10 protein-coding genes and 1 pseudogene are annotated in these 17,626 nt (G+C 47.4%); 3 read left to right on the forward strand and 8 right to left on the reverse strand.

Annotated features, from left to right (window positions below):
- Positions 1 to 13: 13 nt before the first annotated feature.
- Positions 14 to 457 (reverse strand): single-stranded DNA-binding protein, encoded by a 444-nt coding sequence (locus NW212_RS01235; RefSeq protein ID WP_258336838.1) that lies wholly within the window; start codon positions 455 to 457, stop codon positions 14 to 16.
- A 14-nt stretch (positions 458 to 471) separates the two neighbouring features.
- A complete protein-coding gene (gene mutY / locus NW212_RS01240) occupies positions 472 to 1,530 on the reverse strand; it encodes an A/G-specific adenine glycosylase (RefSeq protein ID WP_258336839.1) in 1,059 nt (352 codons plus the stop codon).
- A gap of 221 nt (positions 1,531 to 1,751) precedes the next feature.
- Between mutY and NW212_RS01245 the strand changes: the two genes are divergently transcribed.
- The 3 genes from NW212_RS01245 (at position 1,752) to NW212_RS01255 (ending at position 4,387) form a co-directional block, all read left to right on the forward strand.
- Positions 1,752 to 2,027 (forward strand): HU family DNA-binding protein, encoded by a 276-nt coding sequence (locus tag NW212_RS01245; protein WP_258336840.1) that lies wholly within the window; start codon positions 1,752 to 1,754, stop codon positions 2,025 to 2,027.
- 280 nt (positions 2,028 to 2,307) lie between these two features.
- Positions 2,308 to 3,882 (forward strand): Rne/Rng family ribonuclease, encoded by a 1,575-nt coding sequence (locus tag NW212_RS01250; RefSeq protein ID WP_258336841.1) that lies wholly within the window; start codon positions 2,308 to 2,310, stop codon positions 3,880 to 3,882.
- Between the two features lie 73 nt (positions 3,883 to 3,955).
- On the forward strand, positions 3,956 to 4,387 hold the full coding sequence (locus NW212_RS01255) for a Fur family transcriptional regulator (RefSeq protein ID WP_258336842.1): 432 nt from the start codon (positions 3,956 to 3,958) through the stop codon (positions 4,385 to 4,387).
- Between the two features lie 89 nt (positions 4,388 to 4,476).
- On the opposite strand, the gene NW212_RS01260 is transcribed toward NW212_RS01255, so the two are convergent.
- The 6 genes and pseudogenes from NW212_RS01260 to NW212_RS01285 all read right to left on the reverse strand — a co-directional run bounded on the left by NW212_RS01260 (position 4,477) and on the right by NW212_RS01285 (position 17,607).
- Positions 4,477 to 7,599 (reverse strand): glycoside hydrolase family 2 TIM barrel-domain containing protein, encoded by a 3,123-nt coding sequence (locus NW212_RS01260; RefSeq protein ID WP_258336843.1) that lies wholly within the window; start codon positions 7,597 to 7,599, stop codon positions 4,477 to 4,479.
- 126 nt (positions 7,600 to 7,725) lie between these two features.
- On the reverse strand, positions 7,726 to 8,961 hold the full coding sequence (locus NW212_RS01265) for an alginate lyase family protein (RefSeq protein ID WP_258336844.1): 1,236 nt from the start codon (positions 8,959 to 8,961) through the stop codon (positions 7,726 to 7,728).
- A gap of 76 nt (positions 8,962 to 9,037) precedes the next feature.
- Entirely contained in the window at positions 9,038 to 10,501 is a 1,464-nt protein-coding gene (locus NW212_RS01270) for an Ig-like domain-containing protein (RefSeq protein ID WP_258336845.1), read from the reverse strand.
- 31 nt (positions 10,502 to 10,532) lie between these two features.
- On the reverse strand, positions 10,533 to 12,266 hold the full coding sequence (locus NW212_RS01275) for a RagB/SusD family nutrient uptake outer membrane protein (RefSeq protein WP_258336846.1): 1,734 nt from the start codon (positions 12,264 to 12,266) through the stop codon (positions 10,533 to 10,535).
- A 12-nt stretch (positions 12,267 to 12,278) separates the two neighbouring features.
- Positions 12,279 to 15,491 (reverse strand): annotated as a pseudogene (locus NW212_RS01280) (SusC/RagA family TonB-linked outer membrane protein).
- Positions 15,492 to 15,837: 346 nt separating this feature from the next.
- Positions 15,838 to 17,607, reverse strand: coding sequence for a helix-turn-helix domain-containing protein (locus NW212_RS01285; RefSeq protein ID WP_258336847.1), 1,770 nt, complete (start codon positions 17,605 to 17,607; stop codon positions 15,838 to 15,840).
- Between the last annotated feature and the right edge of the window lie 19 nt (positions 17,608 to 17,626).

Below are 17,626 nucleotides of genomic sequence, written 5' to 3' on the forward strand. Positions count from 1 at the left end.
TCTTATCATTCTCTCAAAACGGCAAAACGTCCGAAGCGGGTGATTCCTGCTGCTGCACCGGCGACTGCATCTGCTGGCTTTGAACATTAGCAGCAGCCTGCTGCGGTGCGGATGCCTGAACCGTACGCGGAGTAAGCATCTCCATATTATCACCGAAGATCTCTACGACATAACGCTTCACGCCGTTCTGGTCGTCATAGGAGCGCGAACGGATTTTGCCTTCGATATACAGTTTGTCACCTTTATGCACATACTTTTCGGCTGTTTCAGCAAGCCCTCTCCAAAGAACGATGTTGTGCCACTCCGTGCGTTCGGGAACCTGCGTTCCGTTAGGAAGAGTATAAGCCCGGTCGGTCGTGGCCAAAGAAAATGTTGCAACCGCCACTCCACTGTCCAGATACCTCACTTCAGGCTCTTTGCCTACATTACCTATCAATTGTACTTTATTCAATGACATAAAATATACTTTTTTTAAATTTCAGACCCCAAAACTAAAGAAAAAAAACGAGAAATCAAACGTGGAACAGGGAATTTATCAAAATCACCGGCCAATATGCGGATAAATCCGGGCAATTCCGCCACAGAATCTGACAATCTTATTTCAAAACAAGAAGCATGGATCACCTGATGCGACAGCACATGCTTCACACCCGGCTTGACGAGGCGGACAGATTCCACCTGCAAGCCGCCAAACAAAGAACGGAATTCCGGACAGGACGGCAGATCCTCCTCATGCAACTCACCGGAAGTTTCGAGCAGGGGAAATTCATACAGGTTGCGCCAAATGTCTTTCCCCTCGCGGCGGCGAATAAAAGTGTACGCACCTGCGCGCACATACATATAAGAAAAATAACGGGAAGAAACCTTTGTCTTATGCTTCTTCAAAGGCAGAACATCCACCGTTCCTTTCTGCAAGGCAGCGCAGCTCCCGGAAAAGATACACGCGCTGCAATCGGGCGATGAAGGCACGCACTGCATGGCTCCGAAATCCATGATGGCCTGATTGTATTCGGCCGGGCGGTTCTTGTCGATCAGCTCGTCTGCCAAAGACGCGAACGTTTTCTTTCCGGCCGCCGTATCCACAAATTCATCCAGGCCAAAATACCGGGACAAAACCCGGTAAACATTCCCGTCGACCACCGCGCAGGGAAGGCCGTAGGCAAACGAACAGATGGCCGCAGCCGTATAGTCGCCCACTCCCTTCAGGGTCTTCACCTCCTCCGGCAGTACAGGAAAGCATCCGCGCGCAACGATATCCTTTGCCGCCGCATGGAGATTCCGGGCCCGCGAATAATAGCCCAGCCCCTGCCAAAGCCTCATAACCTCATCTTCTTCCGCACGGGCCAGCGCACCGACATCAGGAAAACGGGAGATAAAGCGCAAGTAATAGGCATATCCCTGCGCCACACGTGTCTGCTGAAGTATCGTTTCAGACACCCATATTTTATAAGGATCCTTCGTTTCGCGCCACGGAAGGCTGCGTCCGTTTTTGCGATACCAGGCGATCAGCTTTTCTGAAAAGTCATTCATAATGTCCGTTATTTTCCCGCAAAAATAATGCTTTCGACCGACAATCACCAGCCTTTTGCACACGTCAAGCCACAAAATAGTGGCGGCGCAGAGCATAAAAACGCATAAAACTAGGACTTTCCAAAAAAAATGTAGCTGATAAATTTTCTAGAGAGCGAGAAAAGCTATATATTTGCAATCCAAAAAATTAAGAACTAGGTATAACAATAATTATTAGCGAAATGACAAAAGCAGATATTGTAAACGAAATTGCCAAAAATACAGGAATTGACAAGGCAACAGTATTGGCTACCCTGGAAGCGTTCATGGAATCAGTAAAGGAATCTTTGTCAAAAGATGAGAATGTCTATCTCCGCGGTTTCGGTAGTTTCATCGTGAAGAAAAGAGCGCAGAAAACTGCTCGCAACATTTCTAAAAATACAACGATCATCATTCCGGAACACAATATTCCGGCATTCAAGCCAGCAAAGACGTTTACTCTTTCAGTGAAAAAATAATTAACTTTAGTATTAACCCATAAAAAATTTGAAGCTATGCCAAGCGGAAAGAAAAGAAAAAGACATAAAATGTCTACTCACAAACGTAAAAAAAGACTGAGAAAGAACAGACATAAAAGTAAAAAATAATTGTTAGTCTGTCCGACTTCAATAAAGAACAAACTTGCAAAGTGCTTCCAAATAGTCTTTCAGGTTTGTTCTTTGTGTATTGTGCATAACGCAGAAACTACACAGCTGCGTTTCAACTGATTTTATAAACCCAATAAAACCAAGTGATCAAGTGACAAGCGAATTAGTAGTAGACGTACAGCCCAAAGAAATATCCATCGCTCTCATGGAAGACAAGAACCTGGTGGAGTTTCAGAAAGAAGAAAGAAACCTTTCTTTTACGGTGGGCAACATGTATGTGGGAAGGGTGAAAAAACTCATGCCCGGACTCAACGCCTGCTTCGTTGACGTAGGCTTTGAAAAAGACGCTTTCCTTCACTACTTAGACTTGGGACCACAATTTCATTCGTACGAGAAATACCTGAAACAAGTAACCAGCGACCGAAAAAAGCTTTTTCCCATGTCGAAGGCTTCAATGCTTCCCGACATCGAAAAAGAAGGCGCCATATCAAACGTACTCAAGCAGGGACAAGAGGTCATCGTGCAGATTGTAAAAGAGCCGATTTCTACCAAAGGACCGCGTCTGACCTGTGAACTGTCGTTTGCCGGACGCTATCTGGTCCTTATCCCGTTCAACGACAAGGTATCGGTTTCACAGAAAATAAAATCGAGCGAAGAGCGCGCACGGCTCAAACAACTCCTGCAAAGCATAAAGCCGAAGAACTTCGGCGTAATCGTACGGACTGTAGCCGAAGGAAAAAGAGTCGCGGAACTCGATACCGAACTGAAGGTATTGCTGAAACACTGGGAAGAAACCATCGCCAAAGTACAGAAGGCAACCAAACTGCCTTCACTGGTTTATGAAGAAACAAGCCGCACGGTTGCAATGCTGCGGGACCTGTTTAACCCTTCATACGAAAACATTTACGTGAACGACGAAGAGGTCTACAACGAAGTAAGAAATTATGTGGCTCTTATTGCTCCCGAACGGGTAGGAATAGTAAAGCGCTACATCGGCAAACTTCCCATCTTCGACAATTTCGGCATTACCAAACAAATCAAGTCGTCGTTCGGACGGACCGTTTCCTACAAAAGCGGGGCTTACCTGATTATAGAACATACGGAAGCGCTGCATGTGGTTGACGTGAACAGCGGAAACCGCTCGAAATCGGCTAACGGGCAGGAAGCCAATGCGCTGGATGTCAATCTGGGAGCAGCTGACGAGCTGGCACGCCAGTTAAGACTGAGGGATATGGGAGGCATCATTGTGGTTGACTTCATCGACATGAATCTGGCAGAAAACCGGCAGAAACTCTATGAGCGGATGTGCCAGAACATGCAGAAAGACCGCGCCAAACACAACATCCTTCCGCTAAGCAAATTCGGGCTGATGCAGATCACGCGCCAGCGTGTACGCCCGGCCATTGATGTGACAACGGACGAAGACTGCCCCACTTGTTTCGGTAAAGGAAAAATAAAGCCGTCAATCTTGTTCACCGACTCGCTGGAAAGCAAGATCGACTATATGGTCAACAAGTTGAGAGTGAAGAAATTTACCCTACACATACATCCTTATGTTGCCGCATACATCAACCAGGGCATTGTTTCTCTGAAGAGAAAATGGCAGATGAAATACGGATTCGGCATCCGGATCATTCCGGACCAGAGTCTGGCCTTCCTGCAATACAAGTTCTTCGACACCCACGGACAAGAACTCGACATGAAAGAGGAACTGGAAATGAAATAAAACGGCAACAAACAACCGGATTGCAAAAAGAGATGCTTATCTTTGCAGTGGATAAGCATCTCTTTTTTACACTATGAAAGCTGAACATTATATTCCGATTCTGGAAGACGCAGGCATTCGCCCTACCTCCACCCGCCTCCTTATATATGACGCCATCTGCAAGAAAAGCGACACCTTCAGCCTTACCTCGCTTGAAGATGAACTGCAAAGCATCGACAAGTCCGTCATATTCCGGACTCTTTCGCTCTTCCACGAGCGGCATCTCATCCATAGCGTCGACGACGGAAGCGGACTTCACAAGTACTGCCTGTGCCACAACCACGGACATTGCAGTTCGGAGGAAGCACACTGCCACTTTTTCTGCGAGAAATGCCGGAAGACCTATTGCCTCAGCGAAGACTCCATTCCTCCCGTCCATATCCCGGAAGGCTTCATCGCCAACAAGACAAACTATATCGTCAAAGGAATCTGCGCACAATGCGCAAAAAAACATCCCAACATCTGAAGTAAAATGTCCCGTCATCTTCATCAGGATGTTGGGACATTTTAATCAAGATGACGGGACATTTTTTTCAAGCCATCCAATGGCATCATTTATCCCCCCACCAGCTGCATCACATAACTGTAAGCATACTTTTTCTCCAACAGGCGGTACTCGTTATGGGGAAGCATCCCCCAACTGTTATCGCCTCCCAGTCCGCGCTGTTTCAAGTCAACATGCAAGAAAACATTTTTCCGGGGAACCACGTCTACCTGATGCTGCATCTTGCGTGTCAATCCCGGATCAAGGTCCTCAGGAGCAAAGTGCAGAGCAGAGAACGACAAAGGCTGCATTCCGGTAATTTTCAAGCCGAAACCGTCCTTGTCCAACAGAGAAAGCCAACGCACGTCCGTTTTGTTGCCCGTTTCCTGCGGACGTATGTAAGGATAATACTGCTCCGCCACTTTACTTTCATAACACCCTATCAGGGTGTTGGCGCATCGGTCTATGTAGTTTTCCTGCGGCCCCCTGCCATAATAAGCCAAGTTATCATAACCACTCTTCAGCTCTACGCGCATCCCCAAGCGGGGCAGTTCCGGAAGTTTCTTCCCTTCCATGTTGATACTCCCCGTCACCTTGACCGAACCGTCGTTCCGAATCAGATATTCCACAGTGTAGGGTACCTGAATGTCCGTCAGCATCCACTCTACCGTTACGCAAACCCCATCAGCAGTCTTCTCTCCCACCGAAACGTTTCGCACTTCCCGATTTACATGGGCCGTGCGCCATACATTAGAGCGCAAAGGCAGCTTGTTTCCGAAATCATTGTCTGTCGGGGCACGCCAGAAAGACGGCTCCGGATATTGCACGAACGGTGATTTTCCATCCAATGCATAGCCGCACAACACACCTCTTTTCAAATCAATTTTGCCCGACACCTTGCCGGATGTAAACAAGAACATGTTTCCCTCTACCTGACAAGCCAGTTGTCCGGAAACACCCTTTTGAGAAATAAAGAAATCACTCTTTCCTATCTTCAGCTGCTCTTTCGCCACTTCATACCGGGCCGGAACCAAATCTGTTGCGGCACGTGTATAAGCATACAGATTAAGGAAGTATTCATTTCCGTCTTCAGGCACATCCGGCAGACTCAGCTTTACATCTTTCGACTGATGCGGTTTCAGATTTACCGAGAAACGGCCCGAATCAGCAGGCTCTCCGTTCTTCACCAACACCCAACGAAAATCATAGTCTGCAAGATCCGTAAAGTCATACAGGTTGCGAACCGTAACGATGCCTTCCGGCAAATCCTTTTCTTTAAAATGAACGTACTGATAGACTTTTTTCACTTCGTATGCCTGAGGCTTGGGAGTACCGTCCGCCGAAATGACTCCATCCGTTCCGGTATTCAGTTCGCCTTCCTTATCTTCCAGCCACCGGTGCGCTCCCAGTTTTCCGTTGTACATCCAGTACGTCCTTCCGTCCTGCGCATCGGCACGCATTTTAATGCCTTGATCCATGAAATCCCAAATGAATCCTCCCTGCAGGTTAGGGCTGTCATAAATCAAATCCCATAAGTCCTTGAAATTTCCGTTGCTGTTTCCTTGGGCATGGGCATATTCGCACATGATGAACGGGCGTGTCTTTCCCGAATTACGATACTCTTCCATCCAACTCACACGCGGATACATCGGACATACAATATCAGTATTCCAATCCTCCCATGCCTGCTCAAACTGAACAAAACGGTCGGGATCATATGCCTTCAGCCGTCTATACTCGTCATGAAACACCTTCCCGTTCCCACATTCATTGCCCAACGACCATCCTATGACACATGCATGGTTCTTGTCGCGTTCAACCATCCGCGAGATACGGTCGACATGCGCATCGTACCATTCCGGACGGTAAGCCGGATGAGGTATCGTATCTTTGAAATAAGGAACAGATCCCATCCCATGATTTTCAATGTTCGCCTCATCCACCACATAAATGCCATATTTGTCACAAAGCTTGTAGAACATCGGATGGTTGGGATAATGGCATGTGCGCACCGCATTCATGTTCAGACGCTTTATCATTTTCAAATCATGCTCGATGATTTCCCGTGTCTGCACATGCCCCAGCGTATCGTTGTGTTCGTGACGGTTTACACCTTTTATATATACAGGAACTCCGTTCACGTGAAGTTTCGAGTCCTTGATTTCTATTTTGCGGAAACCAACCTTGCACGATATCAATGCAAGTTCGCGGCCCGAAGAATCAGACAAAGACAATACACAATCGTACAGATAAGGCCGTTCAGCATTCCATTTCTCCACGTTCTTCACCATACCTGAGAACGCCACATTTGCTTCCTTTTCCAGATCAAACGGCTCTGTTCGGGAAAAAACTGTTTTTCCGTTTGCATCCAGCAAATCCAACCTTGCTTGCCCGCGCTTCATCTCATTGCCGCTGAATTCGCGCAAATTCACTGTTCCATGAAACACACCGTGACGGTAATCTCTGTCCAAGCCAGGCCTCAAGAAAAAGTCCCAAATGGTCAGTTTCGGATAAGCCTGAAGATAAACATCACGCTCGATACCGGTCAACCTCCAGAAGTCCTGATCCTCCATGTAGCTTCCGTCATGCCAGCGGTATACCTGCACAGCCAGCAGATTCTCTCCTTCCTTCACACAGGAAGTGACGTTAAACTCTGCGGGAGTTTTCGAAGCCTTGGTCATTCCCACCTGTTTTCCGTTTACATAGACACGTGCATAACCTGTTATCGATCCGAAATGAAGCATCACCTCCCTGCCTTTCCACTCCGAAGGAACGGTGAAACGAGTGCGGTAAGTCCCCACCGGATTGTCCACATCTATGTAAGGCGGATTCGGCGAAAAGACATACTGGATGTTGCGGATAATCGGTTCGCCATAACCTTGCAGTTCCCAGTTGGAGGGCACTCGAATCTCATCCCAGTCCCTGTCGGACAAGTCCGTGCGATAGAAATCTTTCACACTCGCCTCTATCGAAGGAGCGTAACGGAACTTCCACGTCCCGTTGAGCGACTTGTACCAGGGAGAACGGCTGTAATCCTCAGTCCGCGCATCTCCAACCGACTCGTAGAGCGCAAAGCACGCATGAGGCTTCTCCTTGTTCCATTCAAACCGTGTGGGGTCTTCCCATTCGTTCTGCCGGGCGAGTGCTATGACCGGCACACATAACAACATTCCCAATATCGCAATTCTATTCATCTTAAAATCATGTTTTTACTGTATTCAAACGATGTCTGAAAATTACCCCGCAGCGGTTGTCTGATTACTACGGGGTAAACTGCCATCTGCTCAGGGGTAGTTTCACATTTATCCTTAAGTAGTTTCTCAATCCAAATCATTGAACAGCAGCGGACCAAAGCTCGGATGACCGCCGTCATACTCGTCTTCCACGTATGTTTCCAGCAACTCCGCCGTATAGGGCATACTCAATCCTCTGCGGTTCACATAATGATTATATGCCATATAGAATACGGGCTGCCAGCATTGTCCGCGTTCCGTGTCCACCCCATCGTTTTCACCTTTCGTCACAGCAGAAATTTCTGTCCAGTTGGAATACTTCCCCGTAACGTCCGTCCATGTCTTGAACGGTACATCGTAACCGAGGTTGTATTTCACCGTATACTCATACCCTTTCAGCACACGGTTGTCGTAAGCCGAATAGAGATCGTTCCCTTGCTTCCACGCAATTTCACAAATGGCCGACAAAGCCCCGATTCCCAATACAGTATGCTGCTGGTCACGCCCTGATTCCTGGCATTGTCCGGTATCTCCGTCAATATAGTGCGCAATAGTACCGTTGTCATAAGCATAAAGATAAAAGTTCACGCACTTCCGGTACATCTCCACATCATCCCACAAAATGGCAGCCGCCATATATGACTTCGTAACATGAAGCCCCCAGTTTCCATTCGTATTGGGATCGCTTGCGTAAAACTCTTCCCACACAGGCAGGAAGACGTTGCGGAGCATTGTGCTGATCCGCTCAATCTGTTCGTCAGTTATTCCGTCAGGATACTTTTCCGACTGATGATAAGTGTGCGACAGCATTTCAAGCCCGTATACAATCTTGATACCTTCCAGCCCGGCCATCAACGCCGTATCATTCCCGTCAATGTCTTTCAGCGTACCGGCATAGGCAAGCATGATTTCGAGTGCCTTCCTCGCATGTGCCTCATCCTGAGTTATCATCCACATCACCGAGTTAAGATAAATCGCATCGAAGTCCCGTTCTGCATTTACCTTATTGGCTGCATAAGCCCCGTCACGGGCAATCACCTCGTAAGGGCCGTTCATCGAATAGTCTGACTTGGCTTTCCAGTCTTCTCTCATTTTGAGAAAGATGCCGTAGGCCGGCTCTTTCTGCCGGTCCACCAGGTCACGGATATGCTCTATATCCTCCTGCGTATGAAGTACACCCGGATGAACCAGACTTGGTGTATATTCCGCACCCACTTCCCAAGAGTCGATATCGTTCACCCCGTTCTCAAATTCCGCCTTGCATCCCATTGTCAGAACGGAAAGGGCGCAGGCCGCAAACATTTGTATATAATTCAGTTTCATACTACTTATCTTTTATTCCGTTTCAAATAAATCCTGAAAACAATCGATTACCTTTATTATAAACTTGCCACATCCATTACCGGATACCGCTTTCCGAAGCTATAAGCGCATCCAGCTCTTCTTCCGACCTGAATGTTTTCACCCAGTCGATTTTGATCGTTCCATCCAGCGGAGCACCGGCATCATACCACAGCTTCCACCACTGGAATTCTACATTCTCCATATTAATAGCCGATGAAGGAAGAAACTCATTGGACGCCCCAAGTCCCTTTCTCGTAAAATCAGCCACATACACCTTATAGTCGCCACAATCTTTTACTTCCATCTGATTCTTGCCCTTGTCTGTATTTTCACCATACTTTCCGGCAGGTGTTTGTCCTTTGGTCCAGATATCAAGATAATATTCCATCTTATCAGACTCCGCTACAACATCACCTGGCATCCATACTTTGACAGCAAGAATAGGATAATTTCCTGCATGAAAATTGACTCCCCCGGTTCTTGCTATGCGAACCGCCTTATAGTTCTTATCATCTCCCGGGGTGAGCACAAGTTCACTGTCTTCAATCCCTACAACCATTCCAACATTGTTAAAAATAGCCCAGGGGGCTGTATAGTCGAACGTATCATTCACCTTTCCTTCCACAACCTGTGCATCCAGCGCAGCAGAAACTGAACTGCCTCCATATTCTGCCGATGCGGTAATAGTTACAGAACCATAATCATGCACGGTCATCACACCGTCTTCGTCAAAACTAACAACTGAAGGGTTCGAACTTTCCCAAACCAAAGTAGAAACCGTAGCGTTCTCCGGAGTCACTTTCACGTTCAATTTCGACACCTCACCGATGGCCAGCTCGCTTTGAGATTCATCTATTTCGAGCGACTCTATCGGTATCACAGGCATCACAGCTATTTCAAACACCTTCGAGAAATGCCGGCTGTCAGTAGCCGTTGCCCGGATCTGCGCCGTTCCTGCTGCAACGCCTCTCACAAGCCCCGATTCTGAAACGGTAGCGACTTCCGGAGTAAGGCTTTCCCACTTCAGTCCCGGATAGGTAGGTTCTTCAGGAACGGTTTCCCACGTCAACTGAAGAGATGCCGTCGCATAAACCGACAGCTCGTCTTCCGGATTTGTCAGAACGATATCATCTATAAATACGATGTGCTCTATAACCTCTACCGTAACGGATGCTGCCGTGGCATATCCCCACTCAGGCGAAACCGTGACAACAGCAGTGCCGAGTGCATGAGCTGATATACGTCCATCCTCCGAAACGCTGGCAATTTCCGGATTGGCAGAAGTCCATATCACATTCTTGTTTGTCGCTTCTTCCGGCAAGACCTCCCATGTCATCAGCGAATCCGTATTAATCAGCAACGGGAGATTTGGAGTTACTCCTACATTTATTTCCGAGATGAGCACCTTTTCGTCTAATGCGGGAGAAACAGTTTCGTCATCACAAGAGCAAAATCCCATGGACATTCCTCCACATACGAGAAACATCCCGATTATATTCGCAAATATGTTTCGTTTCATAATCATTTCCTTAACTTTAATATTCTGTTCGTCATTCGTCCCAACCCGGATTCTGCTTCAGATTCGGATTCAATTGCAACTGGTCGACCGGCAGCGGATACAAATAATTTTTTTCCTGCCATACACGCCCAGACTCCATGAGCAAGCAGCCTTCGGCGTCCTTGTTTGCCGAAGCCGCAGACGCCCATGTAGTTTCGTATTCAGTGCCCGTCCATTTGATGCCGGTCAGATTCATCGGCATCTCAGTTTCCGCCGTTTTCCAACGCTTCAGGTCATCCAACCGGAAACATTCGTCAAACAGCTCCACTGTACGTTCTCTGCGGATTTCAGTCCGCATGTCCAAGCCATTCGAAGGAACAAAATCATTTGTAAGATCAGGCATATCCGGGTTAACGCGCTTGCGCACCAGGTTGAGCGATTTTGCCAGATCCTGATCTTCTATCTTGTCGTCGCGTTCAAACACCGCTTCCGCATAGTTCAGAAGCACTTCCGCGTAGCGGATAACCGGATAGTCGTATCCTTCACTGCGGTTAGCCACCCCGTCACGCTCACAACACCATTTGTGCATGGAATACCCTGTTCCGTGCCCCGGAACAAATTCACGGATTGTTGCGTTCGCCACTTCTTCCGCACTTCCACTCCAGTCAATCCGGCCTCCCCCGTTGCTCCAGTAAGTTTCTCCCGGAACCATCAGCGTATTCTTCATACGGTTGTCACGGTTCTGATATTCGGAAGCCATCGTACTGTAATCCCATGCGGACGGATCGACAGGCAAGCCATTGCTCTGAAGATACATGTTCGCCAACTTACGGGTTATACGGGTGACATCATTGTTAAAGCGCCCCTCCGTTATGTTAGTTCCGACGGGATTAATCACGCCGTCATGCCTCTTTGCAAAAATATATTCCCGGTTCGCGCTTTTGTTGATACCTGCCGGATTAGACTTCTCGTTTTCCAGAACAAACAGATACTTGTATGCGAAATCCCCCAATTCCGCCGGCTTGAAAAGTTCAAAATTCCGGCTCATTATCACTTCATCAGCAGCCTTGGCAGCAATATCCAGCAGTTGGCGAGAACGTTCCGTATTTTGGCCGTTTCCATCATGAAACTTCTGCCAAGTCCCTTCATAAAGAGCAACTCTTGAGAGAAACGCATAAGCAGCCTCGCTTGACACTCTCCCTTCGTCCGAAGAAGCTATTTCGTTGAAACCGGGAAGCGCTTCCGCCGCTTCCTGCAAATCCTGCACTATAAAGTCAATCACCTCCCCACGCGGATCGCGTCCCTGCTGCATCTCCGGATCATCCACATCCAGCGGCCTGTCCACAATGATTACATCTCCATAAAGCTGCACCAGATCAAAGAAACAATAAGCTCTGAAGAATTTGGCCTCGCCCACATAAACAGCAATATCCTCAGGAGTACCATAGGATTCCGCCCGTTGCAGAAGAATATTTGCCTGACGAATCCGATTATAGTTGTCCGTATAGTTATTGTCTGATGTAGGAACGGTATTCGTTCCGTTACTGTAAAGGTCCAGTGTTGTGCTTGTCTTCAGGTCCGAACGTCCGTCGCTATGCGGACTACTATCCAGCCGCCGGAAATCAAGCGGCCACCCGTAAAACTGCGTAGCAAATAACTTGAACTGGTCGGGAGTAGACCAATAGTTCGTATCGGCAAGCTGTGTCTTCGGATCAAAGTCCAGACAAGAAGGAAAAGCCAGTGCTGCCGCCAATCCCAAAATGATATGTAGTTTAAGCTTTTTCATTGTATCAATTGTTTAGAATGTTGCGTTTATACCTACCGTGAATGTTCTGTTGAACGGATAGCGGTCTTTGTCATCAACCTCTCTCGTTGCTTCCGGATCCCATCCGTCATGAATATAAGTCTTTTCCCAAATATCGGCTCCGGCTACATAAATTCTCAAATTCGTCATGAAGTTGCCCATCTTCTTCAGCACCGACTTGGGCAATGTATATCCCAGCACAATGTCCTTCAAGCGCAGATAAGCACCGTTATCAACGGACCATGTAGACGAAATGTAGTTGTAATTGTTGATAGAGCCGGTATTCGAATAGCTCGGATAATAGTTATCAGGCGTTTCCGGACTCCACACATTGCCCACAGACTGGTTGGAAGTATTCAGCCAAATGGCTGAGAATGGCACTTTCCACGCGTCAATGCCACGATAGATGGTACGTTTGCCGACTCCCTGGAATACTGCAGAGAAATCAAGACCTTTCCATTCAAACCCGAAATTGAACGAGAATGAAAGTTTCGGATCGTCAGAACCCAAGAAGACCAAGTCGTCCTGCGTCAGCCTGCCATCTTTATTCACGTCCTCATACATATGATCACCCAGACGCAGCAGATTGCTCGGCATGTCTATCGTATTGTTTCCTCCATACCTCTGTGTGTACTTCATCAACTGTTCTTCGTTCTGGATTTTTCCGATATAGCGGTAACCGAAAATTGAATTCAACGGATATCCGTTCAAAGCTGCATTATATCCGGCAACCTTCACTGTTTCACCTCCATCAATCAATTCGTTGGTCATATAGGTCAACGTACCTCCGACATGATAGCTGAAATCCTTAATCCGGTCACGCCATGTCAGACTTCCGTCATAACCCTTCGCCTCGAACTTTCCGCTGTTCATATCAGGCGCGCTTCCTCCCAATATGCCCGGATAAAGCCTTTCAACCAGCATATTGTTGTTCTTTTTCATAAAAAGTTCGAAACTGCCCGAAAGACGTCCGTTCAAGAAGCCGAAATCCAAACCGACATTATAATTATAGATGCGTTCCCAGGTACGTTCCGTACTGACCAGACCAGCAGACTCCACATAAGTCGCATTCGAACTTCCCAGATATGCACCCGAACCTGCCCGATAGTTATACAATTGAATACCGTCATAACGCCCGATACCGCTTTGGTTGCCGACCTCGCCGTACGAAACCCTCAGTTTCAGTTCATTGACATAATCCTTTATATTTTCCATGAACGCCTCCTCTGTGATTCGTCATCCTCCGGAGAAACCATAGAAAAAAGCCCAACGATTTTCAGGAAGGAATTTGGAAGAACCGTCATAGCGCGCATTCGCTTCGAGCAGGTATTTTTCTTTGAAATTGTAGTTTACACGACCGAAATAAGAAAGGATGGCCTCCTCCCATTTATCGACTTTATCAATGTAAACTTCACCCTGTCCGTTCAACGCATCCAAGGAAGGCTCCACATTCTCTGCCTTTGTCGCGCTGTAATCGTATGCCCCATAATCATACTGGACACCTGCCATAACCGTCAAATCATGCTTCTGACCAAACAACTTCGAATAAGTAAGGAATGCAGATGCTGTGGCATTGTCTGTACGGGATGAGCTTCTCATATACGAAGAGTCTTCCTGCCTGGGATAAGGACTGTTTTCGTTGCGAATCAGCGTTCCGTCATAAGAATACCAGTCGATAGGCAGATACTCTTCATCACGGAAAGCAGTATTCGTGCTGTATCCCAAGGTTGCATTGAAGTTCAATCCGTCAATGATTTTCCACTTCAGCACCTCATTGATGCTCATGGAAGTGACCACCAGTCTATTGTCACCTCCCAGTTCACATAACCAGTTCGGCGTATGTATTCCTCCCCATGCGTACGGTTTTCCGTCAATTGTGGAAACAGGCAAGCCCGGCTGGGGAACGCTTCTCCCCAATGCTCCTCCAATCTGTGTCGGAGCGACTTGATGCTGACGGCTGGCAGAAATGTTCGAGTCAACACTGAAGTTGTCTGTTATATTAAAGGTATTTGAAAGGCGTACATTAAAACGTTCGTTCGAATTGTTTCCCCACTGCAAGGTTCCCTGATCATACAAATATCCGAGCGACAAACGGTAAGTGGCCTTATCCGAACCTCCTGAAATACTCAAGTCGTGCTGAGTGGAATTAGCGTTCCCCCACAACACATCCGTCCAGTTCATGTCGTGAAATACGAAATCTGCTACACCCGTATATGCTCCCGGTATCGGAGCGACTCCGCCTCCCCCGTCCGCTTTAAACCAACTGCCTTTCATCTGTTTGGCCATTGTGGCATAACGTATCCATTGGTCATCTTCCGGACGTCCGTCATTCCGGCGCGCCTGAATCACTCCGTCCGCCCATTCGTCCAGACTCATCAGACGAGGCTGAAGCCCGACTATCTTGCGGGTATACGAACCGTTGTATTCTACCCTGGTCTTTCCCTTTTCCGCACGCTTCGTTGTGACAAGAATCACACCGCCCGCAGCTTTCGAACCATAGATGGCTGCAGAGGCATCCTTCAGAAAGTTAATCGACTCAATATCGGCGGCATTCAGCTGCGCCATCTCGCTTACTCCGCTTGCCGGCACACCGTCGATAATCAGCAAAGGTTCTGTCGTGTTTCTGGAAACGGCTCCACGAATCGAGATGCCCCATCCTTCTTCACCCGGAGCTGCGGAAGAACGAGTGATGCGAAGTCCCGGCACCTGTCCCTGCATAGCCTGCAAAGGATTGGCCACCGTGCCCTTGTCCTTGAACATTTCCGGTCCCACAACTGCCACAGAACCGGTCAGCGTTTCCTTTTTCTGTGCGCCGTATCCAACAACGACCACCTCTTCCAGCATCTCCGAATCTTCTTTTAAAGTTACCGACAACACCTTCTTCTCTGCAGAAACTTCCGTCGTTCTGTAACCTATATAAGAAATGACAATCACCGACCGAGGCGAAGCCACATTCAATGAAAATTTGCCGTCCAAATCGGTAACCGATCCGTTGGACGTGCCTTTTTCCATTACGGTTGCACCGATAACCGGCTCACCGTTCGGGTCGAGCACCACGCCCGACACCTTTGTTTTCTGCATCACCGAACGTATCTCCGCCACATCTGCACGCAAGGGCAAAACGCTCTCTCCCAACAGGGCGGCAGATACAAAGAACGCAGAAAACAAAATTCTTTTGGAAGGGAATTTCAAGAATTCATTCTTCATAACCTACAAATTTTAAAATTAACAATCACTCATTTTTGCATCCGGTTTCTTTCCTCACCAGCCAAAAGAGGCATCGGACACATTGCAAATGTAGATTAAAAGGAACAAGAAGAAGAATCTTTTCACCCTTGAGATGTCTATCTTCGCCCGATAAGACCGCGCACAAGACAACATTCTATAAAACAGAGGTTTAACAACAAAAAAGTCAGTCTTATTTAATTGAATAAGACTCTTTGGGAAGCTTTTGTTTTCCTTTTTCACGCAACAGGGGGGGGATTATAGCAAGTGTCCGCACGCTTCAACCGAAACGTACGGACACTTGCAAAGGAAAGCCTGGCGGCTCAGCTCACTGATTAGACTGTTTTATGTATTCATTCGGAGTAATACCCGTCTTATTCTTAAAGCAACGGAAGAAAGAAGCGCGTGAACCGAATCCGCATTTCTCTATCAAAGTATTCAGCGTATATTTTGCATGTGCTTTCCGAGCTATCAGCTCCTTGAACTCTTCTATCCGCCAATCATTGACATAATCATAATAACTTTTCTTCAGATATTGATTGAACAGATAAGACAAGGTATGTGAGGAAACACCGATAATCTCCGCCAGATCCATAAGCTTCAGGTCAGGATTCGCGTAAAGCTTCTTCTCTGACATCGCATTCTCCAGCTTGCGGACAAGCTGTCTGCATTCGGAATCCGACAAGTTGCTGGTCCGGTATTTTTCTTTCGGTGCCTCGAGCTTCTTCCGCTCCTTTCTTTTTCTCCCAACATAAACGAAGAAAGAACACACCATTGCAATACAGCACAAGACTATTCCTATAGTCCAGGCCTTCCAGTTCGTCGGCGAAAGCACTTTGACGGCCATGCCGGTTTCCGTATCCGGCTCACCCATACGGCGGACCTTGAATACATATGCACCCGGCTCAAGATTATAGTATACCGCTTCCGATTTCCCCACCAATCTCTTCCAATCGTTCTCCAAGCCTTCCAGCTTATATTCATATGCCGCATAAGCCGGATCGGTAAAGGCAAATCCGGAAAAACGGAAAGTCACATTATTCTGCTCGGGATCCAATATGACCTTACCGTATGTTCCAGCACCGCCTTTCATCGGAAACGGAACGGATTTCCCGTTTACATAAACTTCTGTCACATGCATCGTATAAGGCAAGCCGCGCCTTTGCCGCTTCCAATTCTCCGGAAGATAAAGCAGGCCCTCATTATTAGCGAACCATATTCTCCCGTCCTTGCCTCTAACCGGCTCACAAGGGAGAAAGTTCGGATCGGGAATGCCGCTCACAAAATTATAGGGAACAAAACTGTTTTTCTTATCATAATAGAACAGACCGCTCCCCGTACCAATCCAAAGACAGCTGTCTTTGTCTTCCGTAACGAATCTGATTTCCTTTCCTTCCAGCGGAGTGTCCGGCCCTATTTCATAGACCTTGCCCATTGCCAGATCTGAAACGAAAAGATTTCCTTTATACGGAACAAAGTAAAGCTTATGCTCCGAATCCTCAAACATGGAACCGACCTTTGCCTTGTCCGGAAAATATTCCGGAAAAACATTCTTCTTGATCGTTTTTGAGGCCGGATCCCAAATGGCTATTCCTGTTTCCGTACAGATCCATCCCTTGCGCATGGAATCAAAAAACACAACATAGACATTCCCCTCCGGCAGCGGAGAGTTTTTATGATCAAAATGATGCAAGAGCGAATTTCCTTTATAGCAATACACACCCGTTGATGCACCTATCCACAAACGTCCCTCTTCATCTGAGGAAAAACAAAAAACGCTGTTATGCCTGAACGCCTCAGAACCGTCGGCATCAAAATCTAGAATTTTCCCGGAATCAAGCTCAAACACATACATTCCTCCTCCGTATGTACCGATATAAACTTTGCCGAGAAAAGCATAACACGTGAGAATTATGTTAGACCGCAGCGAAGGAGTTCCGAAACGCACAACCGACTGCTTCTGCTCATCAATGCAATACAGTCCGTTACGCGAACCGATCAGTTTTTTCCCGGAACCAATGTAAATGCTGCGCACCGGAATGTGTTCGGAAGTGAAATACGGAGTCTTATAAACAGCAAATAACGGTTCCTGATGCACAGTATAGTCAACCCCCGTC

The organism is Bacteroides sp. ET225 (assembly GCF_024733745.1).
In the GTDB taxonomy this organism is placed as follows: Bacteria; Bacteroidota; Bacteroidia; order Bacteroidales; family Bacteroidaceae; genus Phocaeicola; species Phocaeicola excrementipullorum.